Here is a 24,621-nt window from a genome sequence, read left to right on the forward strand (position 1 = left end):
TTCTGTTAAGAGGGGAGTATGTTAACGGGGAGCGGTCCCAGGGGCAACAGCATCGGGAGTTCTGTCAATGCTACTGTGTATGGAATCGGAGGTGTAATGGGATAGATAATTTCCCGATAGCGCTTTGGTGTTATAGCAATCAACTGCTAAACAGAGCTATAGTTCAGGGCAGTGTTACAGAATTATTTAATAGCCCATAGGCTTATATATGGCGTGTTCAAATGGTTAGTGATTTACCTTTGCCTGACGAGAAGAAGCTGTTGATTATCTACCGGGTAGAATCGGGCTGTCTGGGACCTGATGGTGCGCAGCTTGTCGATCGGTTCTGTGAATTTGCTCAGAAGAAATTTGCATCAGAGCATTCAGGGATTATTCGCTGGAATATCCTACCGAGAAACAGTAAAACACTTCCCGAAATAGAATATAATGTATTAGGTAAGAAGATAACGCACTCACAGGCTGAACGTTACCTGCTGTTCTTTGATAAAAACCTCGGAGGACTTGAGGGCTACCTGAGTGAGAGTATTGCTAAATATATTGAGGCCTTTATGAGTCGTTCCTGATCACTCAGTCGTTCAGCCTCTTATATCTTATCTCATATGTATAGCCGCATGACTAAATGGTATCGAGCAGATATACCAGCCACCCTTTTGGAATCATAATGAAAAAGACGTTTCACTTAACGCATCCCAAGCTCACCGTTCCAAGACGCGTCGATGCTATTAAGCACGAAGTTAAAAAATATTTAAAAAGAGAGCGCAATAAGGCGCTACCTGAGAATGCTGATTTTTGGGATTTCGATTGTCGCTTCGGCCTTGATGAAGCCAGTAGCGAACCGGTTCATCTGGCTGAGATCAATAAAAAAATCTCTGAAGTTGAAGCCAATCAGCAAGACTCATTTTATTTGGAGATTCTGGCAAAGCCCGGTTTTCGTAGTAAAAACCGGGAGTAAGCGTAATCTCCCGTTATAGAATTAAAAAAAGCGACACAGGGTCGCTTTTTTTTTGTCCTGCTGTTTAAGCAGGAATTATCTGCAATAAGTCAGATCCGGTGGATCAGGCCTTTGCTCAGGTATCCCTTATTACAGCAGAGGTCAGTACGGTATAGTAAATTAATGACTCCGGTGCTCACCCAGTAAACCTACAGATTCTCCTTTCTCTCTTTTGGCCGTTTTCTTCTCTTTCTGAGTCATGAGAGGCTTTTTCTTAGACTCTTTCTTACTGTTCTTATCTTTGCTCATTTTAGTGCTCCAGAAAATATTAAATACTCAGCAGGTAGGCTGTAGCTAACTGTTTTTAATCGAAGAAACAACAGCAAGATCAGTATGTAACCGGGGAGTACAGGGTATTGATGTTTTGGAACTTAGCCGAGGCTACACAGAGGAGATTAGGAATATGTGCAGGAAAGACAGACCATAATAGCACGGCCAGAGTGGAAGTGTTACCACTGTTAGAGTCCGGGTTTGTTTATATAGCCGGGCTTCGCTTTTGTATCAGTCAATGAGCGGATCAGTGCGCTATGTTGTGGTGCTGAGGGCCTCTCTGGCTCTTTTCTCTTTGAGATACGTATCGCTTTCCGGATACCTATGGCTATGGTGCGTATCAACGATCTTTCCTGGGAGCGAAGAAAAAACCAATTGTTTATGTAGCGCTTAATATTAGCCCATATTTTAAAGGGTCTAATCAGGGGAGTGCTTTTTATAAACAGGTCGTTACAGAACTGGAGATTACAGAGTTACCTGTGTTGTGGACAGGTTTAACCGCTGAACAACAACGTATGATTGATAGGGCTCTTAAACAGCAGATTGAAAAAACGATAAATGAAGTGATAGCGCAGCTCGGTATTTAACTTACTGGTTTAGGATATATAAAAAGCGACGATATCGTCGCTTTTTTGAGGCTGCTCTTAACCGCCATGAAGCTGTTTTATTGCAGCTTTAGAGGTTACGAAATGTTCCCCGTTACCCGGACACGGCGCGATTCGCCACTGGGTTCAACGGGAGTAGCAGGCTGTTTCCGGCGCTCTTCCAGGCGCTTGTCGATAATGTTTTTCAGAGCGATCAACAGCCCCATACCGACAAACGCTCCTGGTGGCAGGATGGCAAACAGGAAGCCAACATAGTCATCCAGAATCACCAGCTTCCAGCTTTCAGCCGCCGGGCCGAACAGCAGTTGCATATCACTGAACAGGGTGCCCAGTCCCAGTATTTCACGCATACCGCCGAGCACCACCAGTACCGAGGTAAAGCCAAGACCCATCATCGCCCCATCCAGCAGGGATGCACCGACCGGATTTTTAATGGCGAAAGCGTCAGCCCGGCCCATGATGGCGCAGTTGGTCACGATCAGCGGGATAAAGATGCCAAGGATGGTGTACAGCTCATAAGTGAAGGCCTGCATCAACAGTTCAATACAGGTAACGAATGAGGCGATAATCATAACAAATACCGGCAGGCGTACCGATTCCGGAATAAACTTACGGAACATTGAGATAGAGAGGTTGGAGCCCATCAGCACAATGGTGCTGGCCAGCCCCAGTCCTATCGCATTGACCACAGTGCCGGTGACTGCCAGAAGCGGACAGAGGCCAAGCAGTTGTACCAGAGCAGGGTTATTGTCCCAGAGCCCGTCGAGGGTTATTTTACGATAATCATTGGCCATATTATTCAGCTCCCGCCGCTGTGGCGTTCAGATCTGACCGGGTTTCCAGCAGTGCAGTTTTGTGTTCACGAAAATAGTGAATTGCCCGGGCAGTTGCGTTAACTACCGCACGGGGGGTGATGGTCGCTCCGGTAAACTGATCGAAGCGTCCGCCATCTTTTTTCACCGCCCAGGTCGGATCATCATCCCCTTCATAACGCTGGCCGTCAAAGCTGAGTAACCAGCGAGATTTTTTCAGTTCGACCTTATCGCCCAGCCCCGGGGTTTCCTTATGGGCAAGGACCCGGACACCGGCGACGGATTCATCCGCATTGATGCCAACAATCATATTGATGTTGCCGGTGTAACCATCGGGTGCTGTCACCGGGATGATCACGGTGACCACCTGCCCATTACGGCGTCCCCGGAATGCTTCAACGGGCTGATTGCTGGCGGTCAGGGCCGGGTCGCTGATCTCAACGGTATCTTCCAGCAGGTTATTATCAATGCTCTCTTTCGGAATGATCTGATAGAGGGCTTTTGCCCGTGCTTCCCGCTCATTGATCTCAATCTGAGATTTGGTCGACACCTGAGTCAGTGCGATGGCGCCAGAAGTGATGACGGCAAAGATGCTCAGTCCCAGAGCGCTGTTACGGATAGCAGTCAACATCTCCATTACTTCATCCCCCGGTTGGGTTTTGCATGGCCGTAGCTGCGGGGTTGAGTGTACTGATCGATAAAGGGGGCACAGAGATTCATCAGCAGGACCGCAAAGGCGACCGCATCCGGGTAGTTACCCCAGCTGCGGATAACAAATATCAGCAGACCGATGCCAGCACCAAACCAGAGTTTACCCCGGTTGCTGGTGGCGGAAGTGACCGGGTCGGTAGCGATAAAGAACGCTCCCAGCATGGTCGCTCCGGCAGTCAGGTGGAAGAAGGGATCAGGGAACTGATCCGGCATCAGCAGGAAAAACAGCGTGGAGATAATCGTCAGGCTTCCCAGCATCGCCACCGGGGTGTGCCAGGTAAAGATCTTTTTGTACAGCAGAAAGACACCCCCCATAAAATAGGCGGCACTGACCGCATGCCAGGCCCCGATGCCGTTGGCCAGCAGTGCATTTTCAACCCACATCTCTTCGGTGGTAAATCCACCCCGGTGACGCATAACATCCAGCGGTGTCGCCATGGTATGGGCATCAACTGCGGTGCCTGCACTGCCAAAAATAGCACTCAGGGTATCCCCCAGAGAGAGTACCGACCAACCCTCACCGGTCATGACAAATGGCGCAGCCCAACTGGTCATCTGTACCGGAAACGAAACTAACAGCAGGGCGTAGGCGACCATAGCGGGATTAAACGGGTTGTTGCCCATACCACCATACAGCTGCTTGGCAATGACAATTGCAACGATGATGCCCACCGTCATCACCCACCAGGGGGCAAACGGAGGCAGCGCCAGTCCCAGCAGTACCGCCGTAACAACGGCACTGTAGTCGGTCAGGTAGAAACTGACAGGTCGCTTACGCAGTCTGACAATCGCAGCCTCCATGGCCACGGCCAGCAAGGTCCCCCAGATTATCTGAATCAGGGAGCCCCAGCCAAAAAAGAAGGTCAGTGCAGCCAGCCCGGGGAGGGTTGCAATCAGCACCGTTAGCATCACGTTGCCGGTGCTGCCGGCGCGGTGAGCGTGGGGTGATGTGATTCGGATCAGTGCCATTCTATGTACTCAGGTCTGCCGCTTTATTGAATAGAAACGGGTTATTAGCGACGTTTCTGTCAAACGTCTGGTTAATAATGGTTCAATGTTATTCTGAAAAACGTTCCAGCGTCGAATTCAGTTTTTCTGCCTCAGCCCGGGCTGCCAGAAGCTCCTCTTCGAGCGTCTGCTTATGATCCTGCTCCGCTTTACTCAGTGCCCGCTCAGCCTTGGTGACTGCCGCCCGTGCCATGGCCGCATCGATCTTAAGTTGTTTCAGGTCGATACCCTGTTGTGCAGCCGCGGCGGCTTTTTCCGCTTCGGCTGCATCAAACAGCGCCTGCGCGGCATCATGGCGGGCTCTCAGTTCAGCTATTTCAGCGTCCAGAGCGGGGTCTTTCTCTCCCTCCGGCAGTTCAGCCTGCAGCTTCTCCGCCTTTTTCAGTTTGGTGCGCATAATCGACACCTGCTGTTTCAGCTCTTTGATACTGACGTGCGCTTCTGTCCCGGAGTCTGACGTTGCTTTTGCTGTTGAACCGGCGTTTATCTGTGCCAGCTCATCCTGCAGCGTTTTCAGCTTATCTTTCAGTTTTTCGACCCCTGCGGCCATCTTGTCGGCAGCCGGGCTGCCAGATTCAACCGCTGCTTTCCAGGCGTTCTCTGCTTTGTCGACTTTGGACTGCATTGCCATTATATCGGCTTCCAGTGCGGTACTGTCGACTGTCGTCGCCGGAGCTGCCGAAGCTGAGGCGCGGGCCGTTGCCAGTTCATCCTGCAGCGCTTTCAGCTTATCTTTCAGTTTCTCGACCCCTGCGGCCATCTTATCGGCAGCCGGGCTGCCAGATTCTACCGCTGCTTTCCAGGCATTCTCTGCTTTGTCGACTTTGCTCTGCAGCGCGGCGATATCCGCTTCCAGTTCAGTTGTATCAATACCGGGAGTTGTGACCGGGCTGTTACCGCTTTCCGCTTCACTATAGGCTTTTTCAGCGGCGATGCTTTTGGCCTGTAGTTCAGCGACCTGAGCTTTCAGCGTATCGATATCACCGTCCCCGGTTTCCTGTGCCGCCGCCAGTTGCTTCTCCGCTTTCTTCAGCTTGGTACGCGCGATGGCGGCATGACTCTTCAGCTGTTTAATGTCGGTCACTGGTGCGGTCGGGGTTTGCTGCAAAGCCGGAGCGTTCTGGGCATCAGCATAGGCTTTTTCTGCCTGCTCTGATTTAACCTGTAGCTGTTGCAGGGTGGCCTGCAGCGTCTCAATACCGTCGAGGCCTTTTTCCTGGGCGTTGGCCAGTGCTTTCTCCGCTTTTCTAAGCTTAGTGCGGGCGATAGCTGCATTGCTTTTCAGCTGTTTCAGGTCAGGAACGGATGCCGCAGCAGGGCGGTTGCCAGCGGATGATGAGGCGATGTTCAACGCGGCATCTTTTTTTGCTGCCTGCGCTGCAGCCGCTTCAATTGCACGCTGTTTACGGCGTTCTTCTTTCTCTATTTTTTCCCGTTCAAGGCGCTCTAAGCGGGCTTCAAAGCGGATCCTGGCATGGTCGGCTTTACGCTGTTCCTCATCCTCTTTGCGGATCTCCGCTTTAGCAAAGCGGTAATATTGTACCAGCGGAATATTGCTTGGGCAGACGTATGAGCAGGCGCCACATTCAATACAATCGAACAGGTTATGATGGCGGGCTTTATCAAACTCTTTGCCTTTAGCAAACCAGTGCAGTTGTTGCGGCAACAGCTCTGCCGGGCATACCTGCTCGCACATGCCACAGCGGATGCAGGCTTGAGCCGGGGGTTGCGGGGGCATCTCTTCGATGGTGCCTGCGATCAGGCAGTTGGTGGTTTTAATCACCGGAATCTGCTCATTGATCACAGTGATACCCATCATCGGGCCCCCGACAATCAGGCGATGCATCTGTTCGCGTCTCACTTCAGAGTGATCCAGCAGATCCGCGAAACGGGTGCCGATACGTACCTCATAGTTTTGCTTGTGGCCAGCCGCCTGGCCGGTCACAGTGACGATGCGCGAGATCAGGGGTTCGCCATGGATCACTGCCCGGTAGATTGCGGTAGTGGTGCCGATATTCTGACAGACAATACCGACATCTGCCGGAATTCTGCCGCTGGGGACTTCTACTCCGGTTAGCAGCTTGATCAGCTGTTTTTCACCACCCGAGGGGTATTTGGTAGGGGTGATAACGATATCCAGGTTGAGAGGACTGTTATCCAGGGCCGCATGCAGGGCACGGATGGCCTGCGGTTTGTTATCCTCAATACCGACCATAATATGCAGCGGTTTCAGCAGATGTGCGATGATCTCAATACCGCCCAGCACCTCCTCGGCCCGCTCCCGCATCAGCATATCGTCAGCGGTGATGTAGGGTTCACACTCAGCGGCGTTGATGATCAGGGTGTTAACAATATGATCGTCGCCCAGATGCAGTTTTACATCGGTAGGAAAGCCAGCGCCTCCCATACCGGCAACTCCCGCCCGACGGATATACTCGATCAGTTCCTGTTTTGGCAACTGGGTATAATCCTCCAGCCCCTGATGTTCAATCCATTCATCCCGACCATCGGATTCAATGATCAGGCAACCCGCTTCCATCCCCGACATATGCGGGACCGGATGGGGCTCTATCGCGACCACGGTACCGGAGATCGAGGCGTGAATATTAGCACTGATCCGTCCAACCGCTTCAGCAACCAACTGGCCTTTTAAGACCTTGTCACCAACACTGACAACCGGTTCCGCGGGCAGGCCGATATGCTGTTGCAACGGCAGTATCACCCGTGAAGGCAGTGGAGCTATTGAGATCGGGGCCCCGGTAGACTGCTTCTTATTTTCAGGGGGGTGGATACCGCCATGGAAACCATGCACTTTGACTGTGTTTTTCATCTGTCAGCCTCCAGTGCAATACCGGGGTTGCGGTCGGTGGCGATCAGTTCAACACCGGATTTGGGTACTGGCCACTGCCAGCTGTTCAGCGTGGTTTCGATGGGTAGCATATCAATACAATCAACAGGGCAGGGCTCGACACAGAGATCACAGCCGGTACATTCGGACACAATCACGGTGTGCATCTGTTTTGCCGCACCGAGAATCGCGTCAACCGGGCAGGCCTGAATACACTTGGTACAACCGATACACTCATCTTCGCGGATGTAGGCGACCTTTTTGATCTGTTCTTCGCCGTGTTCAGCGTCCAGTGGAATAGCCTCTACATCCAGCAGATCGGCCAGCGCTTCGATAGTGCCCTGACCACCGGGAGGGCATTTGTTAATGGCCTCATCATTATTGACGATCGCTTCAGCATAGGGGCGGCAACCCGGATGCCCGCACTGACCACACTGGGTCTGCGGCAGCAGAGAATCGACCTGGTCAACCAGAGGGTTGCCTTCGACTTTAAAGCGGATTGAGGAGTAGCCCAGCAGAATACCGAATACCAGGCCCAGTCCTAACAATACCAGCACGGCAATTAATACAGCGCTCACGGTAACTCCTTAAAACTGAACCAGGCCGGTAAAACCGAGGAAGGCGAGTGACATCAGGCCCGCAGTCACCATGCCGATGGCGGTACCCTGGAATGGACCCGGCACATCAGCCACAGTGATGCGCTCCCGCATAGCGGAAAACAGAATCAGTGCCAGGGAAAAACCCACCGCGGCACCAAACCCATAAGCGATCGACTCGATAAAGCCGTTCATCTTTTTGATATTTAACAGTGCCACACCCAGAACGGCACAGTTGGTGGTGATCAGGGGGAGAAAGATCCCCAGTAGTTTGTAGAGCAGCGGGCTGGTTTTTCGCACCACCATCTCGGTAAACTGCACTACCACCGCAATCACCAGAATAAAGGAGATGGTTTTGAGGTAGGTCAGATCCAGCGGCGCCAGCAGGTAGGTGTATACGAGATAACTGCAAATCGATGAAAGGGTTAGCACAAAGGTGGTGGCCAGTGACATCCCCATCGCTGTTTCCAGTTTATTGGACACGCCCATAAAGGGGCACAGTCCGAGAAACTGAACCAGTACGAAGTTATTTACCAGAACAGTGCTGATAATTATTAGCAGATAATCAGTCATAAGATTTGTTACATCATCACCGGTATCAGAATACCGGAACTGCCTTAAAATTAGAAAGTTCTAAAGTTTACCGATTTTGGAGGCTTTCCGGTATAGCTTTATGGTTGATGTGCCTCAATTTTTCTGCACCTGCGTCATAAAAACCGGACGGTCTGGCCGAAACCTCCAGCCCGTCCTGGTTGAATGACTGTCCGGGCCTGAACAGAAAAAGGCCCGGAACATCTGAAATCTGAATCAGCGCGGGTCAGATAGCGCCGTTTTCCCGCAACAGTTCCAGAATAGCATTAGCCTGTGCAGAGATGGCTTGTGCCGTTGCGTTCAGGCTGAGGTCCGCTGCCGCACCATCCAGATCGACAGTCAGAGTTCCTTCAGGCAGGGCCGATGTAACATCGGTCAGCACCAGCAGCCCGTTGTTGTTGAACAGACTGGCTATCCGACCCGCATCTTCAGCGGTTTCCCTGTTCAGTACGGCGACGGCACGTCCCTGATTGAACAGTTGACGCTCGGTGGTGTACAGCAGTGTGTTTCGCTGCTCCTGAGAACCACCCTGAATCACCAGGGTAATCGCTTTCTGGCCGAAGCGGCGCTCTCGGTCCTGTTTGCTGATGGCGCTGCTGGTGGTGACCAGATGATCGCTGACTGCACTGTTATCAACATCGTCAGCTGCAATCATGCCCGCGGCAACCGTGATATTGGTCAGACGGTCAATGATGATAAATGATCCGGTGGTGTGGTGAGCGCGGTAATTATCAGTCACTACCGGGCGTTCAAGGGTTATTTCACAACGGCCAATCTCATTCAGTTTCAGCGTAGCTGCTGGGTGCTGTTGCTGCGTATTAACATCAACACAGTGACGGATGCTGCTGATCCCCCCCGCAACAGTCTGGGTTGCCATCTTGATATCATATTGACGGCCAGGCATCAGCTCCTGCTCGGCCATCCACACAACCATGGCATCGAAGCGGTTGCTGACGCGGACATTATCGCTGCTGTGTACGATCATATCGCCACGGCTGATATCGATCTCATCTTCCAGTGTCAGGGTCACCGCCATCGGTGGAAAGGCTTCCTGCAATTCACCCTCAAAAGAGACAATCGATTTTACCCGGCTGCTCTTGCCCGATGGCAGCACAGTAATGGCATCGCCGGGGCGGACAACACCGGAACCCAGGGTGCCGCAGTAACCACGGAAATCCAGGTTAGGGCGGTTAACATACTGAACCGGAAAGCGCAGCTGATCGAAGTTCTGGTCATTGGCGATCTCAATCGTTTCCAGATACTGCATCAGAGGCGCTTCATTATACCAGGGCATATGTTCGCTCAGGTTAACAACGTTATCGCCTTTCAAAGCGGATAATGGTACGAAGTGGATATCTTTCAGATCCAGGTCCTGGGCGAACTTAAGGTAGTCCTGCTTAATCTCTTCATAGCGGGCTTCGCTGTAGTCCACCAGGTCCATCTTATTGATTGCGACGATGGTATGTTTGATGCCCAGCAGAGAGACGATGAAGCTGTGCCGCTTAGTCTGAACCTGCACACCATGGCGGGCATCGATCAGAATGATGGCCAGATCGCAGGTCGACGCACCGGTAGCCATGTTGCGGGTGTACTGCTCATGCCCAGGGGTGTCAGCGATGATAAACTTACGTTTGTCGGTCGAGAAGTAGCGGTAGGCCACATCGATAGTGATGCCCTGTTCGCGTTCGGCCTGTAAACCATCGACCAACAGTGCCAGATCCAGCTCTTCTCCGGCATTGCCGACTTTGGCATTATCTGAGTGCAGTGCTGCCAGTTGATCTTCATAGATCATTTTAGAATCGTGCAGCAGACGACCGATCAGGGTCGATTTACCATCATCTACGCTACCGCAGGTGAGAAAGCGCAGCAGCTCTTTGTTTTCATGTTGTGCCAGATAAGCTTCGATATCGCTGGCGATCAGATCGGACTGATGACTCATGATTGTATTCCGTATTCTTAAATTCTGTACAGTGCAGTCACTGATAGTCTGGAAAGACAGTAACCGCTACAACTGAATGAATGGGTTAGCGTCTGTGGCAACAGTGTCAGAAGTAACCTTCCATCTTCTTCTGCTCCATCGATCCCGCGCTGTCATTATCGATTACCCGGCCCTGACGCTCCGATGTGGTGGTCAGCAGCATCTCCTGAATGATCTCGGGCAGAGTCTGGGCTGATGATTCAACGGCTCCAGTCAGCGGGTAGCAGCCGAGGGTACGGAAACGCACCATCTTCATCTCAGGCACTTCACCCTCTTCCAGTGGCAGACGTTCGTCATCCACCATGATCTCAACGCCATCGCGGACCACTATTGGGCGTTCAGCGGCAAAGTAGAGCGGTACAATCGGGATGCTCTCCAAGTAGATATACTGCCAGATATCCAGCTCGGTCCAGTTGGAGAGAGGGAATACACGGATGCTTTCACCTTTATCGATGCGGGTGTTGAAGGTGTTCCACAGTTCTGGCCGCTGACTTTTCGGATCCCAGCGGTGGTTTTTGTCACGGAAGGAGAACACCCGCTCTTTGGCGCGGGACTTCTCCTCATCGCGGCGGGCACCACCAAAGGCAGCATCGAATTTGTATTTGTTCAGCGCCTGCTTCAGGCCCTGAGTTTTCATGATGTCAGTGTGCTTTTTCGAGCCATGGGTAAAGGGGCTGATGCCCATATCAACGCCTTCCTGGTTGACATGTACAATCAGATCCATACCGGCTTCTTCTGCCATCTTGTCACGAAAGCTGATCATCTCTTTGAATTTCCAGGTGGTGTCAACATGCATCAGCGGAAAAGGAGGCTTGCCCGGATAGAACGCTTTGCGGGCCAGATGCAACATTACGGCGGAATCTTTACCGACGGAGTAAAGCATGACCGGGTTTTCGAACTCCGATGCTACTTCGCGAATAATGTGAATGCTTTCTGCTTCCAGCTGACGCAGATGTGTCAGTCTGTGTTCCGGCAATTGGCTCATAGTGATTAACTCTTTCCACATAGCTGATAAATGTTATGACAGCGTGGCTTTGCCTCCGTCTTTCAGAGTCGGTTGGCATAAAACGCACGCTACCTAATTATTGGCGGCCATTATGGCAGATCTATCTTTAAAATCAAAAAGAATATGTTGGAATGTTTTAATAGCTTTTTGGAATATGTGAGATGGGTTTGGTCATATCTGTGCCGGGTGTCCGTTGAGAACTCTTCTTAGATCAAAAAAGAATTAACAAATTAATAATTATTATTTTGCGTTATAAGAGGTGGCCGCTATTATAGCTCATTCTGATTTTGCGGTGATCCGTCTGAAATATGATGGTTCTGTTTATTCGATGGCAGCTGAGAACGTTGATGGAAATAGCATACAGCTTTGCCGGCCTGGTGGTTGGTTTTATTGTCGGTCTGACCGGAATAGGGGGCGGTGCTCTGATGACACCTATTCTGATTGTGGGCTTTGGCATCCCTCCGGTCACGGCGGTGAGTACAGATCTGCTGTATGCGGCGATAACCAAGTTCGGTGGCAGCATCTCCTATGCCCGCAAGAAACTGGTTGAGTGGCGGGTGGTGTTTTTCCTGCTGGGTGGTAGTATCCCCGGTGCATTAATGACCCTGCACTATCTTGATGGGCTTGGTGGTCTGGAAAAAGTTGAGCACCTGATGAACATCACGCTGGGTGTGTCGTTGGTGCTGACCTCAGTGGCGGTGTTTTTTCGTGCCAGGATCCGTGCGTCGGTAGTGAAACTCGAAGGCACCCGGTTTGAAAAGCATGGGCGTCGCTACCGCCCCTATGTGACGCTGATGATGGGTGTCGTTCTCGGTGGCCTGGTGACACTTTCCTCCGTGGGGGCGGGTGCGCTGGGCACCGCGTTACTGATTTTGCTCTATCCGCGGATGAGTATGCAGACGCTGGTGGGAACCGATCTGGTGCATGCCGTGGTTCTGACCGGTATCGCCGGAGCGGGCCACTACACCATGGGGAATGTCGATCTCTGGTTGCTGCTCTGTCTGGTGATTGGTTCGCTGCCGGGGGTATTTCTGGGGAGTCACTTTGGCAGTAAATTGTCTCCCCGGGTGATCCAGCCAATTATGGGAACCCTGTTACTGGCGATCGGCATGCGTTTTGTACTGGCCGGTTGAGCCGTGGTTTGCAGACGTAATACTGAATTTCTGAATTTTAATTTTTAAAAGGGTGAGGGCCGGTTAGCCGGCGTTAATATACGATGTATCAATATAATGAACAGGATCAGAATCTGATCAATGCGCGGGTCGAGCAATATCGCGATCAGACCCGCCGTTTTCTGGCAGGTGAAATTCCCGATGAGGAGTTCCGTGGCCTGCGTCTGATGAATGGCCTTTACATTCAGCGTCAGGCTCCGATGCTGCGTATTGCCGTGCCGTATGGTCTGATGAACTCTGTTCAGGTGCGCAAGCTGGCTGATATCACCCGTAAATATGATAAAAACTACGCCCACTTTACCACCCGCACCAATGTTCAGCTGAACTGGCCGAAGCTGGAAGAGGTGCCTGATATTCTGGCAGAACTGGCGGAAGTGCAGATGCACGCGATTCAGACCAGTGGTAACTGTCTGCGAAATACCACTACGGACCATTTCGCCGGGGTTATTCCGGATGAGATAGAAGATCCACGGCCATGGTGTGAGATGATTCGGCAGTGGACCACCCTGCATCCTGAGTTTGCTTATCTGCCCCGTAAATTCAAAATTGCGGTGACCGGCGGTCCGGAAGATCGTGCAGCTTCCCGGGTGCATGATATCGGTTTGCATCTGGTGAAGAACGCTGCCGGAGAGACGGGTTTTGAAGTGCTGGTGGGTGGCGGCCTGGGTCGTACACCGGTCATCGGTAAAGTGATCCGTGAATTCCTGCCACAGCAGGATCTGCTGACCTATCTTGAAGCAATTTTGCGGGTCTATAACCTCAATGGTCGTCGTGATAACAAATACAAAGCGCGTGTCAAGATACTGGTTAATGCGCTGGGTATCGATGAGTTCAGAAAGCTGGTTGATGCAGAGTGGGAGATCATTCGTCGCACCGAGCTGGCTCTGACCGATGACTATATCGCTAAGATTAAGGGGTACTTTGAGCCCCATCCATATGCAGCTGATGCGGTAGATGGCCTCTCGGTGCTGGAAAATCAGCTGGAAGACAATGCTGATTTCCGTGCCTGGTATGAGCGTAACACCCGGGAGCATAAGGTTACTGGTTACCGTGCGGTTGTTATTTCGCTGAAGCCCCATCTTAAGCCACCAGGCGATATTACCGATGTGCAGCTGGATGCGGTGGCTGATCTTGCTGATACCTATAACTTTGGAGAGATCCGCAGTACACACGATCAGAACCTGGTGTTTGCTCATGTTGCTGCCGGTGATCTTTACACCCTGTGGCAGTCGCTACGTGATCTGAATCTGGCCCGTCCGAATATCGGTACCCTGACCGACATGATCGTGTGCCCGGGGTTTGATTTCTGCTCCCTGGCAAATGCCCATACACTGGGGGTCGCTGAGCAGATCAACGAAAAGTTTGATGATCTGGATTACCTCTACGATATCGGTGATATCAAACTGAACATGTCTGGCTGCATTAACGCCTGCGCCCACCACCATGTTGCCCATATCGGTATTCTGGGGGTTGATAAAGGTGGTGAAGATTTTTACCAGATCACTCTGGGCGGTTCATCCCGGGAAGATGCCACTCTGGGTAAGATCATTGGTAAAGCGGTGCCTCAGGCTGAAGTGGCCGATACGGTTGAGAAGATTCTGCAGGTGTATGTAGAAAACCGCTTTGAAGATGAACGTTTTATCGAGACCGTACGCCGCATCGGTCTTGATCCGTTTAAGGAGAGAGTTTATGCCACTGTTAATTAATCGTGCCGTTACCGAAGACAGTTGGTTGCTGGTTGACGAAGCTGATTTTTCCGCGCATCTCAATGAAGATATTGTTGTGCCCTATGAGCTGTTTGCTGAACATAGCGAAGCATTGTTGAGCGCTGAGGGTAAACTTGGTGTGCGTATCAACGGCGATCAGGATCTGAATCTGTTGCTTCAGAATCTTGATAAGCTCTCTCTGATAGCAATTGAGTTTCCGGCCTTTACTGATGGTCGGGGTTTTAGTTTTGCCCGAATCCTGCGTCGTTCAGGGTTTATCGGACAGTTGCGCGCTGAAGGTGATGTCACCCGTGACCGCCTGGAATATATGGAACGCTGTGGCTTTGATGCGTTTGCGATTCCTGCTGACCGTTACAGCGATGATATTACCAGCGCCTTTGGTGAGATCCCGGTCCACTATCAGGGCTGCGCTGATGATGAACGACCCATTTTTCGTCAGTAACTGATCAGGGACCATAGTGATGAGCGAACCAATAACCACTGAACTCGAAGCGAAGATAGCCCATACGATCTCTGTACTGCAGCAGGCCGCTGCGGAGTATGCAGAAGGAAAGGTTGTATTTGCCAACAGTCTGGGGGCGGAAGACGTAGTGATTACCGACCTGATCAGCAAACATACACCGCAGATCGGCATGTTTGTGCTGGATACTGGTCGTTTACCCGAAGAAACATTAAAGCTACTGACCGATGTTCAGGCTTTGTATCGCAATCTGACGGTTGAGGTGTACTACCCTGAGGCGGCGGATGTCGAGCAGTATGTGCGGAAAAATGGTGTCAATGCCTTCTATGAAAGTCAGGAGATGCGCAAGGGGTGCTGTTTTGTACGTAAGATTAAGCCCCTGAAACGGGCTTTGGCTGCACGGGATGCCTGGATTACCGGTCTGCGCCGGGAGCAGTCAGTTACCCGCGATGAGATTGGTTTTAAAGAGTTTGATGAGGGTAACGGCATCGATAAGTTCAATCCCCTGGCGGACTGGACTGAAAAAGAGGTGTGGGCCTATATCCACGCCCATAAAGTGCCCTACAATGAGCTGCATGATCAGCACTATCCCAGTATTGGTTGTGCCCCCTGTACCCGCGCCATTGCTGTCGGCGAGGATGTCAGGGCTGGGCGCTGGTGGTGGGAAAACCCGGAAACCCGGGAATGTGGTTTGCATCCGGCAACTCCCGCCGCAGACCAGGAGCAGGCCAAACCGGTCAATGTGATGGACTTCCTGCCAAAATAGATCTCTCACTGAGATAACCCAAGAGCCCGCTACCAGCGGGCTCTTTTCTGCTATCTTTTCAACAGAGCGTCTTTAAAATAGGGGCTATGTTGAACGCTGCTTTTTCACCGGTTAACCCAGCCGCTTTTCAGAGGATGACACATTGGATTACCTGCCATTATTTTTTAAGCTGAATGATCGGACGGCCCTGCTGGTCGGCGGCGGACAGGTTGCCCTGCGTAAAGCAACCTTGCTGACCCGTGCGGGTGCGCGGGTTATTGTGGTGGCGCATCAGGTGGAACCTGAACTTGTCGAGCTGATCGAGCTGCACAACGGGCAGGTGATTATTGGCGAATACCATCCCGCCCTGCTGGATGAGGCTTATCTGGTGATTGCTGCCACCGATGATGATCAGCTCAACGAAAGGGTTCATTTAGATGCGGTTGCGCGCCATATTCCTGTGAATGTTGTTGATAATCAGCCTCTGTGCACCTTCATTTTTCCGGCTATTGTTGACCGTTCCCCGATCGTGATCGGTATCTCCTCCGGGGGGGAGTCGCCGGTGCTGGCCCGGTTACTCCGGGCTAAACTGGAAACCTGGATTCCACAGGGCTACAGTCGGCTGGGGAGGCTGGTGGGACAGTTCCGGCAACAGGTTAAAGCGACGTTTAGCAGTGTAGAACGCCGCCGTATTTTCTGGGAGAAGGTGTTGCAGGGGCAGATTGCTGAGAAAGTATTTGCCGGGCGGGATCGTGAAGCCCGTGCACTGTTGGAAACTGCGCTGGAGACCGCCGATCCTGAGCATCAGGTGGGAGAGGTCTATCTGGTGGGGGGCGGTCCCGGTGATCCGGAACTACTGACTTTCAAGGCGCTCAGGCTGATGCAGCAAGCAGATGTCGTGCTCTATGATCAGTTGGTTTCACCTGCCATTGTTGATCTGTGTCGCCGCGATGCAGATCGTATCTTTGTTGGAAAACGCCGTGATAATCATACTCTGCCGCAGGCCGGTATTAATGAACTGCTGGTAAAACATGCGCTTCAGGGACGCAGGGTGTTGCGGCTTAAGGGCGGTGATCCATTCATCTTCGGCCGGGGAGGGGAGGAGCTGGAAACGTTGAAACAGCATAATATCCCCTTTCAGGTGGTGCCCGGTATTACCGCTGCCAGTGCCTGTTCAACCTATGCGGGTATTCCACTGACTCACCGCAATTACGCTCAGTCAGTTAAGCTGGTGACCGGACAGCTGAAAAACCGCACTTCAGATCTTAATTTCGATGAGCTGGTTCATCCAAATCAAACCATCGTTTTCTATATGGGGTTACATACCCTGAGCGCACTGTGTGAACAACTCATTTCCCACGGCAAATCTGCAGAGACACCCGCCGCGATAGTCTCAAATGGTACCCGGGCTGATCAGCAGGTGCTGACCGGTACATTAGAGAGCCTGCCTGAACTCCAGAACCAGGCTCAGCTACCGGCTCCCGCACTGATTATAGTCGGTGAAGTGGTGCAGTTGCATGAAAATCTGGCCTGGTTTGGCGAAGAGGTTCTGCATAATCATGGTTTGATTTTGCCGGATGCTCACTAATGGCGGGTTGGCCGATCCGATAGTGTGAAGTCCGGTCGGTGTCAGACTGTAATTTCTGACTGAGTGGCCGATAACCTGAGTGTATAATTAACAACAAATATAATAACTTATACTGTGAGCCTGTGGCGGGTGAGCGTATCAGTACCTGCTATTGACGAACCCGAAGGTGATAACGATGGATGAGGATCGTAAACGGATATTTACACTCGATTTTGTAAAAGACCGAATTGATAATCTGCCTCTGATACCCTTTGTGGTTGAGCAACTGAGTACGCTGAGTCATGATGCTATCGATTTCTATTCCAAGGTGGCAGAGCTTGCCGAACAGGATCCGCCACTGGCGGCAAAGGTGCTTTCTGCTGCGCACAGGGTTCCCTGTGGTCCTTTGAAGCCGGTTTATAATATTGAGAAAGCGCTCGAGCGGATGGGGGTTTTCAATACACTGGCGCTGATGCAGGAGTTGACGGCAGTACCGGTATTTGAACCGACCAGCCCTGGACATAAAATTGGTTGGCGGCACTCCCTTGAGACGGCCCGGTTCAGCCGCTTTCTGGCACAGAATACCCCGGGCTTCAATGTTAGTAGCGATCTGGCCTATATGGCAGGTTTACTCCATGATATAGGCCGCTTTGTGCTGCTGCAGATCGCCGTTAAAGCGGTTGAAGTGGTGGATACAAAGGGTTGGAACTCTCCGGAAGAGCTTTCCGATGTAGAGCAGCAAACTTATGGATTTACCCATGCCGAAGTGGGTTATCTGGCCGCGCAGCACTGGAACCTTCCCCGCACCCTCACCAGTATGTTACGGCTGCATCATGATTATGATCTGTGGCGCTATGATTCCGTCTCGGTGCCCTTTAAGCAACTGTTGACGATTGTTCAGTTTGCTGATTTTCTCAGTGTTTTTTTGATAAAAAATCCGGAATGGCCGGCCTGGTCCTCCACTCAGCTAAAAGGGGCTATCTGCGGATTCTGTATACATAAAAACTGGCCAGAGGTCGACTTCCCTGTCGATAAACTGGTGGCGCAGCTGCCGGCAATCTCTGAACAGTGTCAGGCGGTGCTGCTCAAAGCAGGCACCGCCTGAGAGTGTATCCTTATTAAGACTTTTTCCTATTTTTGCGGCGAAGTGAATGGTTTAAGCTAGTCTTTATATACTGTTAACTCATTTCGATTGTTACGCTTGTCAGTTGTCAATCACTCCTCAATCGCTTCTGGTGAGCATGGTTGAGTGAGTCATTGTTGTTACTCCTGGAGAACGAAACGCTTTACAGCCAGTCTCAGTAGAAGGGGGGAGCAAATGAACAAGAATAGCGCCCAGTATCAAAAGTTAATCAATCTTGATTTTGTTAATGATGAGATTGAATACCTGCCAATAGCCCCTTCGGTTATTGATGAACTGAAGCAGTTGAGTTGTGACTCAGTTGATTTTTATATCAAAGTTGCGGCGTTAGCAGAGCAATACCCGCCCCTGGCTGCCAGGGTGCTTTCATACGCGCACGCCATGCCACAGGGTCAGGATAAGCCGGTCTATAATCTTGAGCACGCACTGGAGCGGATTGGTGTTTTCAAAACCCTGGAGCTGATGAAAACGCTTGTTAAAATTCCGTTTCTTGAGGTCACCCGACCTGGAATTACGATGTGTTGGCGTCACTCAGTCGAAACCGCCCGGATGTGCCAGTTTCTGGCTGAACATACCACTGATTTTAACGTTAATCCTGAACTGGCTTACATCAGCGGCTTAATTCATGATTTAGGCCGGTTCATTATGTTACAGATAGCTGCGGATACGGTTGAATTAATTGATCAGACGGGGTGGGACTCACCTGATGAGCTGAATGACCTGGAAGATCAGCAATTTGGCTTCAACCATACTGAGCTGGGCTGTCTTGTCGCCCGGCAATGGCGCTTGCCGGATTCGCTTACCAAGACATTGTTATTGCACCATCAAAGTGACTTCTGGCAGTGTGATGAGCTTTCCTTACCTGTCAGGCAACTGCTGACGCTACTGCAGTTTGCCGATTTTCTCAGTGTCATGACGCTCAAAAATCCAGAGTGGCAAGCCTGGTCCCACACTCTGCTCAGGGGGAATATTTCAGAACATTGTATTAAGAGTGACTGGCCTGAAATCGATTTTCCCATCGACAAACTGGCGGCTGAGCTCCCCAGAATTACCGAACAGTGTGAAGCGGTGTTGTCCATGCCCGAGCTGACAGAATCCCTGACAGAGTAGTGATAGCCCCGATAGATAATATCCACCGCCAGTGTTAACGGGGTATAGAGGGTAACGGGTATCCACAGAACCCGGCGCTTTAAATTGCTGCTGCAGAATCCCGGGGGCATGGCCGGGCATTGATGACTTTCAGAGTCCGCCAGTAGATGAGATCAGGTATGTATTCAGTCGAACTGGCCTCTGCTATATCGTTGCAACGCTGAGGTGATATTCTTTATCCTTGAAGGGTTGCAAAAGTCAGGAACTTTACGGCTTTGCACGCTATGGAAGCCGATACCGTTCAGTTCGTGAGTGATCGCTTTCTCGCCAAACCGATGCATCAGTCGCTGGATCATATCCTGTTTGTTATAGCGGATATTACAGGTGACGGCCGCACCGAGGCGGGACCAGACGGTTTGCAACTGCTCATCGTAACCCAGAGCATCGCTGCCGGTGAATCCATGCTGATAATGATAGAGGTATACGATGGGATCAATATTCCACTGGGTCATCCCGCCGCTACCGGAATATTCCTCGTGTGCCGGTTTAACCGGGTTGGAGCATCCTGCCAGAAGCATGGCTGATACTACAATAGTACCGAAAGTTGTGTGGCTCATCAGGGGTCCGGAGTTCAGTTTTATTGGATAATTTATCAGGTTTTTTCACAGTGTATCGGCCAGCACCCCGGAGGGGAACTCAGTTTCTTTTACCTGATTGTGGTCGCGTCACTACTAATAACCTGTTTCAACCTGTTCAGATCGGCATACAGCCGGTTCAGGGTGATCAGAATCAGATAAATTGCTGACAGTGGTTCACTGTTTTTATGATAGCTGTTGTTATTACCTGTTCTGGGCAGTAAGCCCTCTTTTTAAGCAGAGTATTGCTTTTGTTATGGGTACAACTTCTTTATATTAGAACGCACTTTTTAGCGCCGGTAGCGGTTCATTTTAGCACAAGGAAACACCATGCCCAGTTTTACAGTCAATGACCGGGAATTGCATTATCTCGATCAGGGAAGCGGATTTCCTCTGCTTCTGGGGCACAGTTTTCTTTGGGATAGCCGAGTCTGGGCCCGTCAGTTGCAATCGCTGTCAGAACATTTCCGCTGTATAGTGCCGGATCTCTGGTCCCATGGTCAATCACAGGTGGTGAGTGAAAGCGGCCTCAGTATCGAAAGCCTCGCTGAAGACCACCATCAACTGATGCAGCATCTTAATATCGATCGTTATAGTGTGTTGGGGATGTCGACCGCCGGGCTCTGGGGAGCGAAGCTGGCGATGAAATACCCGGATGCAGTTGCCAGTCTGGTGCTGATTGGATCGAGTCTGAGCGATGAAACGGTTACTAAAAAGCAGCAGTATCTGCAGCTGATTGATACGGTTGAGACGCAGGTGGAGCTCACACCTGAACTGCTGGATAGCATTGTGCAGATCTATTTCAGTGAAGAGGCTCAGGTGCTTTACCCTGCGGTGGTGGAAACGTTTCGCTTTGATCTGATGTTTCTTGAACCTGAACAGATTCGTGGTTTAGTCAGTCTGGGACGGGTTCTGTTTCAGCGTCAGTCGATGCTTGAAGACGTTGCAGCGATAGGCTGTCCGACATTGATCATTACGGGTGAAAATGATTCCGCCTATCCGGTATCTGATGCTCAGGCTCAGCATGATCTTATACCGGGCAGTCAACTGGCCCTGATTGAAAATGCCGGTCATATGCCGACGCTGGAGCAGCCCGATCAGGTTAATCTGATCTTGCTGAATTTTCTCGCCTCAATGGACGGGGTTGATCTGGATATGAGTAAGCTGGATTATCTCTGATGTCAGCCCCATCCTCCTGTTGGTATGTGTATATTCTGCGTTGTGCCGATGGTTCACTTTATACCGGCGTGACAACCGACACCGACCGCCGGATTAAGGAGCATAACCTGAGTGACCGCTTGGGGGCCAGGTATACCCGGGCCCGTCGTCCGGTCAGTCTGGCCTACAGGGAACCCTGCGAAAACCGTTCAGTAGCGTGCAAAAGGGAAGCACAGATCAAAGCGCTGTCCCGTTCTGCCAAGCTTAAACTGCTCCAGTCTGCGGTTGGTCAGTAGGCCGCCTGCAGCATCGGGTTTACTTAACGGATCACCAGAAACAGCGATACATTATCCCTGATGATTTTCAGCAGGACTGATGAGCGGTCATGACTCAGCGCCCGACGCAGGGTTTCAATATCGTGCAGTGCGATCCGGTTAGCACTGACTAAAATATCGTCCGGACGAAGACCATTGTAGGCTGCGGGGGAGTTGGGCTTCACTGCGGATACCACGACACCGCCTTCGGGATTGTTTTCAAACTGGGCGCCTTCCAGCAGCGGATGGAGACTTTTTCCGCTGTAGGACAGGTCTTCCCGGGCGACCACTTTGACGCCGATCTTCAGTGTTTTGTTCTGCCGCAGAATGTCCAGCCTGAGCATATCCCCGATTGCGGACATCGATATCTGGCTGCGGAAATGGGCAGATGACCCGGTTTTGGTGCCGTTGATCCGGGTTATGATGTCCCCCGGTTCGACACCGGCAGCAGCGGCAGGTGAGTGCTCATCTACCTGAGTGATCAGGACCCCCTGTTGACCATTTTTGAGATTAAACGCTTCCGATAGTTGCGGTGTAATATCCTGAACGGCAAGACCAATATCGCCGCGCTTTACCTCGCCATAGGCGAGTAACTGTCGCATACTGGCGTTGACCATATTGGCCGGAATTGCGAAGCCGATGCCGACATTGCCTCCTGCGGGAGCGATAATGGCGGTATTGATCCCCACCAGCTCTCCCCTCAGGTTGACCAGCGCTCCGCCAGAGTTGCCCGGATTGATTGATGCGTCGGTCTGAATAAAGTTTTCATACCCTTCGATACCCAGGCCGCTGCGACCAATGGCACTGACAATGCCGGTTGTGACGGTCTGTCCCAGCCCGAAAGGGTTGCCGATAGCGACTACGAAATCGCCGACCCGTACCGCAGATGAATCGGCAATACTCACCTCTGAGAGGTGTTCTGCCTCAATTCTCAACATGGCGATATCCAGTTCCGGGTCGGTACCGATGACCTCAGCGGCAAAACTTCGGCCATCAATCAGACTCACCTGCACCTCATCCGCACCTTTGATTACATGGTAATTGGTGATCACAACGCCTTCACTGGCATTGACGATGACTCCGGAACCGGCACTTTGTTGCTGCCTTTCCGGCTGCTGATACTGTTTAAACTGAGCATCCGGGAAATTAAAAAAACGGCGGAAAAAGGGATCGTTCAGTAGTGGATTGTAACGGTTCACCTGGGTGGAGTAGGTGGCGATATTGACAACTGCCGGATTGATCTTTTCCAGCATCGGCGCAAGGGATGGCAGCGGACCCTGGTCAGGCAGGCTTACCGGCAGGCCGGCTGATGCAGTCTGGCTGCAGATCAGGCAGCTTAGTAACAGGATGATCGCAGTTAACTGATTTGCCATGGAGAATATCCGTTGGTTGTGATCATGAATGGCTCAGCTTTCCGGTAGAAAGCTGAGCCGGGTTATCTGTCAGTGTGCCTGGTCTATCGTTTCAGGCTGATGATTCAGCGATTGCGGCGGAGCATCACTGGTATCACTGATCGGTATCTCTTTTGGCTTCATCGCCTCGGGAATCTCCTTAACCAGAGAGATTTTCAACAGACCATTTTCCATTTCTGCGCCGCTCACCTCAATATGCTCGGCAAGGTCAAATTTTCGCTCGAAGGTGCGGTGTGCTATCCCCTGGTAGAGATATTTTCGGTTCTCGTCTTCGGGTTTTGATCCTTTAATGATCAACAGATCACGATCAACTGTGATATCAATATCTGATTTTTCAAAGCCCGCTACCGCCAGCGAGATAACGTATCTGTTCTCGTCAAGCGCCTCAATATTGTATGGCGGATAGCCGGATGACACGGTGTTGCTGCTCAGAGCGCTATCCAGAAGTGAGGCGAGCCGGTCAAAGCCGATGCTGTTGCGATAGAGAGGAGTAAGATCAATTGTGTTCATAAGATATCCTCCGTCAGAAGCGATATAAAATAAATCAACATAGTGTCCGGACGGCCCTCCATGAGAAGCGACCCTCCGGTATTGTTTAAAATTGGGATCAGCAGGAAAATTTTCAAGTCTTTTTAAGCGGATGACCGCGAAAACCTGCTGCTTGCTTTTCGCCCTGCGTCTGCACCGCTATAATACGCCGACTCAATACTCTCAGCGTTTAGGATTCCCGCTCTATGACAACCCTGACCATCCGTACCCCCGATGACTGGCACCTGCATTTCCGTGATGGCGATATGCTGGCGGAAACCGTTCCGGCCACAGCCCGCTGTTTTCAGCGCGCCATTGTGATGCCAAACCTGGTGCCGCCGGTGGTGAATGCACAGATGGCGCAGGCCTACAGGACCCGCATCGAAGCAGCCCGTCCATCAGGTTCAACATTTGAACCGCTGATGACCCTGTATCTGACTAACGCGACCTCCGGTGAGGATATTATTCAGGCGAAAGCAGCGGGAGTAGTTGCTGCCAAGCTCTATCCGGCGGGCGCGACGACCAACTCGGCAGCAGCGGTGACCGATCTGGAGGCTATGTATCCGGTGTTTGAGGTGATGGCTGAGCAGGGGATGCCCCTGTTGGTGCATGGTGAGGTCACCGATCACCATATTGATATTTTTGATCGGGAAAAAGAGTTTATTGATCAGAAGATGAGTAAAATCGTGGCGCGTTTCCCGCAGTTGAAAGTGGTTTTTGAGCATATTACCACTGCTGATGCGGCGCACTTTGTGCTAGACGCGTCTGACAATGTCGCAGCCACCATTACCCCGCAACATCTGTTGTTAAACCGTAATGACCTGCTGGTGGGAGGGGTGCGTCCCCATAATTTCTGCCTGCCGGTACTGAAACGCAATACCCATCAGGCGGTTCTGCGGCAAATGGTGCAGTCAGGTTCACCCAAATTCTTCCTCGGAACGGATTCTGCACCCCACGCCAAAGAGGCGAAAGAGAACGCCTGTGGCTGTGCCGGGTGTTACAGTGCCTGGAGTGCTATTGAACTCTATGCTCATGTGTTTGAAGAGCTGGGAGTACTGGAGAAGCTGGAAGGGTTTGCCAGTAACTTTGGTGCCGATTTCTACGGCTTGCCGCGCAATGAGGGTACCATCACCCTGATACGTGAAGAGTGGACTCTGCCGGAAGAGATTACCCTGCCGGATGGTCGCCCAATCGTGCCATTCTTTGCCGGCCAGAAGGTCCGTTGGAAGTTGCAGGCATAAGCAAGCAGTCGAGGCC

At 51.5% G+C, this 24,621-nt stretch carries 24 protein-coding genes; 12 read left to right on the top strand and 12 right to left on the bottom strand.

Annotation, left to right across the window (positions count from 1 at the left end):
* Positions 1-221 precede the first annotated feature (221 nt).
* Positions 222-563, top strand: a complete 342-nt coding sequence (locus OCU43_RS05675) for a hypothetical protein (protein ID WP_091360777.1) — start codon at positions 222-224, stop codon at positions 561-563.
* 98 nt (positions 564-661) lie between these two features.
* On the top strand, positions 662-952 hold the full coding sequence (locus OCU43_RS05680) for a DUF6172 family protein (protein ID WP_091360776.1): 291 nt from the start codon (positions 662-664) through the stop codon (positions 950-952).
* 159 nt (positions 953-1,111) lie between these two features.
* On the opposite strand, the gene OCU43_RS05685 is transcribed toward OCU43_RS05680, so the two are convergent.
* The 9 genes from OCU43_RS05685 to cysD all read right to left on the bottom strand — a co-directional run bounded on the left by OCU43_RS05685 (position 1,112) and on the right by cysD (position 11,395).
* The gene (locus OCU43_RS05685; protein WP_261832991.1) at positions 1,112-1,240 is read right to left on the bottom strand and encodes a hypothetical protein; all 129 of its coding nucleotides are present in this window, start codon (positions 1,238-1,240) and stop codon (positions 1,112-1,114) included.
* Positions 1,241-1,943: 703 nt separating this feature from the next.
* Positions 1,944-2,660 (bottom strand): electron transport complex subunit E, encoded by a 717-nt coding sequence (locus OCU43_RS05690; RefSeq protein WP_091360774.1) that lies wholly within the window; start codon positions 2,658-2,660, stop codon positions 1,944-1,946.
* Between the two features lies 1 nt (position 2,661).
* On the bottom strand, positions 2,662-3,315 hold the full coding sequence (rsxG, locus tag OCU43_RS05695; protein ID WP_091360772.1) for an electron transport complex subunit RsxG: 654 nt from the start codon (positions 3,313-3,315) through the stop codon (positions 2,662-2,664).
* Positions 3,315-4,358 carry an electron transport complex subunit RsxD gene (gene rsxD / locus OCU43_RS05700; RefSeq protein WP_091360770.1) on the bottom strand — a complete coding sequence of 348 codons (1,044 nt, stop codon included), beginning with the start codon at positions 4,356-4,358 and terminating at the stop codon, positions 3,315-3,317. The genes rsxG and rsxD overlap by 1 nt, the downstream gene beginning before the upstream one ends.
* A gap of 88 nt (positions 4,359-4,446) precedes the next feature.
* Positions 4,447-7,227: an electron transport complex subunit RsxC gene (gene rsxC, locus OCU43_RS05705; protein ID WP_091360769.1), complete on the bottom strand. Its 2,781-nt coding sequence runs from the start codon at positions 7,225-7,227 to the stop codon at positions 4,447-4,449.
* On the bottom strand, positions 7,224-7,823 hold the full coding sequence (gene rsxB, locus OCU43_RS05710; protein ID WP_091360766.1) for an electron transport complex subunit RsxB: 600 nt from the start codon (positions 7,821-7,823) through the stop codon (positions 7,224-7,226). Before rsxB ends, rsxC begins: the two co-directional genes overlap by 4 nt.
* Before the next feature lie 9 nt (positions 7,824-7,832).
* Positions 7,833-8,414: an electron transport complex subunit RsxA gene (gene rsxA, locus OCU43_RS05715; protein WP_091360765.1), complete on the bottom strand. Its 582-nt coding sequence runs from the start codon at positions 8,412-8,414 to the stop codon at positions 7,833-7,835.
* A 244-nt stretch (positions 8,415-8,658) separates the two neighbouring features.
* Positions 8,659-10,371 (bottom strand): sulfate adenylyltransferase subunit CysN, encoded by a 1,713-nt coding sequence (gene cysN, locus OCU43_RS05720; RefSeq protein WP_091360763.1) that lies wholly within the window; start codon positions 10,369-10,371, stop codon positions 8,659-8,661.
* A gap of 106 nt (positions 10,372-10,477) precedes the next feature.
* Positions 10,478-11,395 carry a sulfate adenylyltransferase subunit CysD gene (gene cysD / locus OCU43_RS05725; RefSeq protein WP_091360761.1) on the bottom strand — a complete coding sequence of 306 codons (918 nt, stop codon included), beginning with the start codon at positions 11,393-11,395 and terminating at the stop codon, positions 10,478-10,480.
* A 368-nt stretch (positions 11,396-11,763) separates the two neighbouring features.
* Between cysD and OCU43_RS05730 the strand changes: the two genes are divergently transcribed.
* The 7 genes from OCU43_RS05730 (at position 11,764) to OCU43_RS05760 (ending at position 19,338) form a co-directional block, all read left to right on the top strand.
* Positions 11,764-12,549: a sulfite exporter TauE/SafE family protein gene (locus tag OCU43_RS05730; RefSeq protein ID WP_091360861.1), complete on the top strand. Its 786-nt coding sequence runs from the start codon at positions 11,764-11,766 to the stop codon at positions 12,547-12,549.
* Between the two features lie 83 nt (positions 12,550-12,632).
* Positions 12,633-14,294 carry a nitrite/sulfite reductase gene (locus OCU43_RS05735; protein ID WP_091360759.1) on the top strand — a complete coding sequence of 554 codons (1,662 nt, stop codon included), beginning with the start codon at positions 12,633-12,635 and terminating at the stop codon, positions 14,292-14,294.
* Positions 14,278-14,757 carry a DUF934 domain-containing protein gene (locus OCU43_RS05740; protein ID WP_091360757.1) on the top strand — a complete coding sequence of 160 codons (480 nt, stop codon included), beginning with the start codon at positions 14,278-14,280 and terminating at the stop codon, positions 14,755-14,757. The genes OCU43_RS05735 and OCU43_RS05740 overlap by 17 nt, the downstream gene beginning before the upstream one ends.
* 19 nt (positions 14,758-14,776) lie before the next feature.
* Positions 14,777-15,541, top strand: coding sequence for a phosphoadenylyl-sulfate reductase (locus tag OCU43_RS05745; protein WP_091360755.1), 765 nt, complete (start codon positions 14,777-14,779; stop codon positions 15,539-15,541).
* Between the two features lie 142 nt (positions 15,542-15,683).
* Positions 15,684-17,108: a siroheme synthase CysG gene (cysG, locus tag OCU43_RS05750; RefSeq protein WP_091360753.1), complete on the top strand. Its 1,425-nt coding sequence runs from the start codon at positions 15,684-15,686 to the stop codon at positions 17,106-17,108.
* Positions 17,109-17,283: 175 nt separating this feature from the next.
* Complete coding sequence (locus OCU43_RS05755; protein WP_091360751.1) at positions 17,284-18,192, top strand: HDOD domain-containing protein; 909 nt, start codon at positions 17,284-17,286, stop codon at positions 18,190-18,192.
* Positions 18,193-18,405: 213 nt separating this feature from the next.
* Positions 18,406-19,338, top strand: a complete 933-nt coding sequence (locus OCU43_RS05760; RefSeq protein WP_091360749.1) for an HDOD domain-containing protein — start codon at positions 18,406-18,408, stop codon at positions 19,336-19,338.
* Positions 19,339-19,502: 164 nt separating this feature from the next.
* Here the strand turns inward: OCU43_RS05760 and OCU43_RS05765 are convergent, their stop codons facing one another.
* The gene (locus OCU43_RS05765) at positions 19,503-19,934 is read right to left on the bottom strand and encodes a hypothetical protein (RefSeq protein ID WP_139203214.1); all 432 of its coding nucleotides are present in this window, start codon (positions 19,932-19,934) and stop codon (positions 19,503-19,505) included.
* Between the two features lie 348 nt (positions 19,935-20,282).
* Here OCU43_RS05765 and OCU43_RS05770 point away from each other — a divergent pair, with 348 nt between their 5' ends.
* The gene (locus OCU43_RS05770) at positions 20,283-21,131 is read left to right on the top strand and encodes an alpha/beta fold hydrolase (RefSeq protein ID WP_091360745.1); all 849 of its coding nucleotides are present in this window, start codon (positions 20,283-20,285) and stop codon (positions 21,129-21,131) included.
* Complete coding sequence (locus OCU43_RS05775) at positions 21,131-21,406, top strand: GIY-YIG nuclease family protein (RefSeq protein WP_091360743.1); 276 nt, start codon at positions 21,131-21,133, stop codon at positions 21,404-21,406. The genes OCU43_RS05770 and OCU43_RS05775 overlap by 1 nt, the downstream gene beginning before the upstream one ends.
* A gap of 23 nt (positions 21,407-21,429) precedes the next feature.
* Here OCU43_RS05775 and OCU43_RS05780 read toward each other — a convergent pair whose 3' ends face one another.
* Together OCU43_RS05780 and OCU43_RS05785 are read right to left on the bottom strand one after the other, a co-directional pair.
* Complete coding sequence (locus tag OCU43_RS05780; RefSeq protein WP_091360742.1) at positions 21,430-22,797, bottom strand: Do family serine endopeptidase; 1,368 nt, start codon at positions 22,795-22,797, stop codon at positions 21,430-21,432.
* Positions 22,798-22,866: 69 nt separating this feature from the next.
* Complete coding sequence (locus OCU43_RS05785; protein ID WP_091360740.1) at positions 22,867-23,346, bottom strand: Hsp20 family protein; 480 nt, start codon at positions 23,344-23,346, stop codon at positions 22,867-22,869.
* A 224-nt stretch (positions 23,347-23,570) separates the two neighbouring features.
* Here OCU43_RS05785 and pyrC point away from each other — a divergent pair, with 224 nt between their 5' ends.
* A complete protein-coding gene (pyrC, locus tag OCU43_RS05790) occupies positions 23,571-24,605 on the top strand; it encodes a dihydroorotase (RefSeq protein WP_091360738.1) in 1,035 nt (344 codons plus the stop codon).
* Positions 24,606-24,621 lie beyond the last annotated feature (16 nt).

The organism is Amphritea atlantica (assembly GCF_024347255.1).
Lineage (GTDB): Bacteria > Pseudomonadota > Gammaproteobacteria > Pseudomonadales > Balneatricaceae > Amphritea > Amphritea atlantica.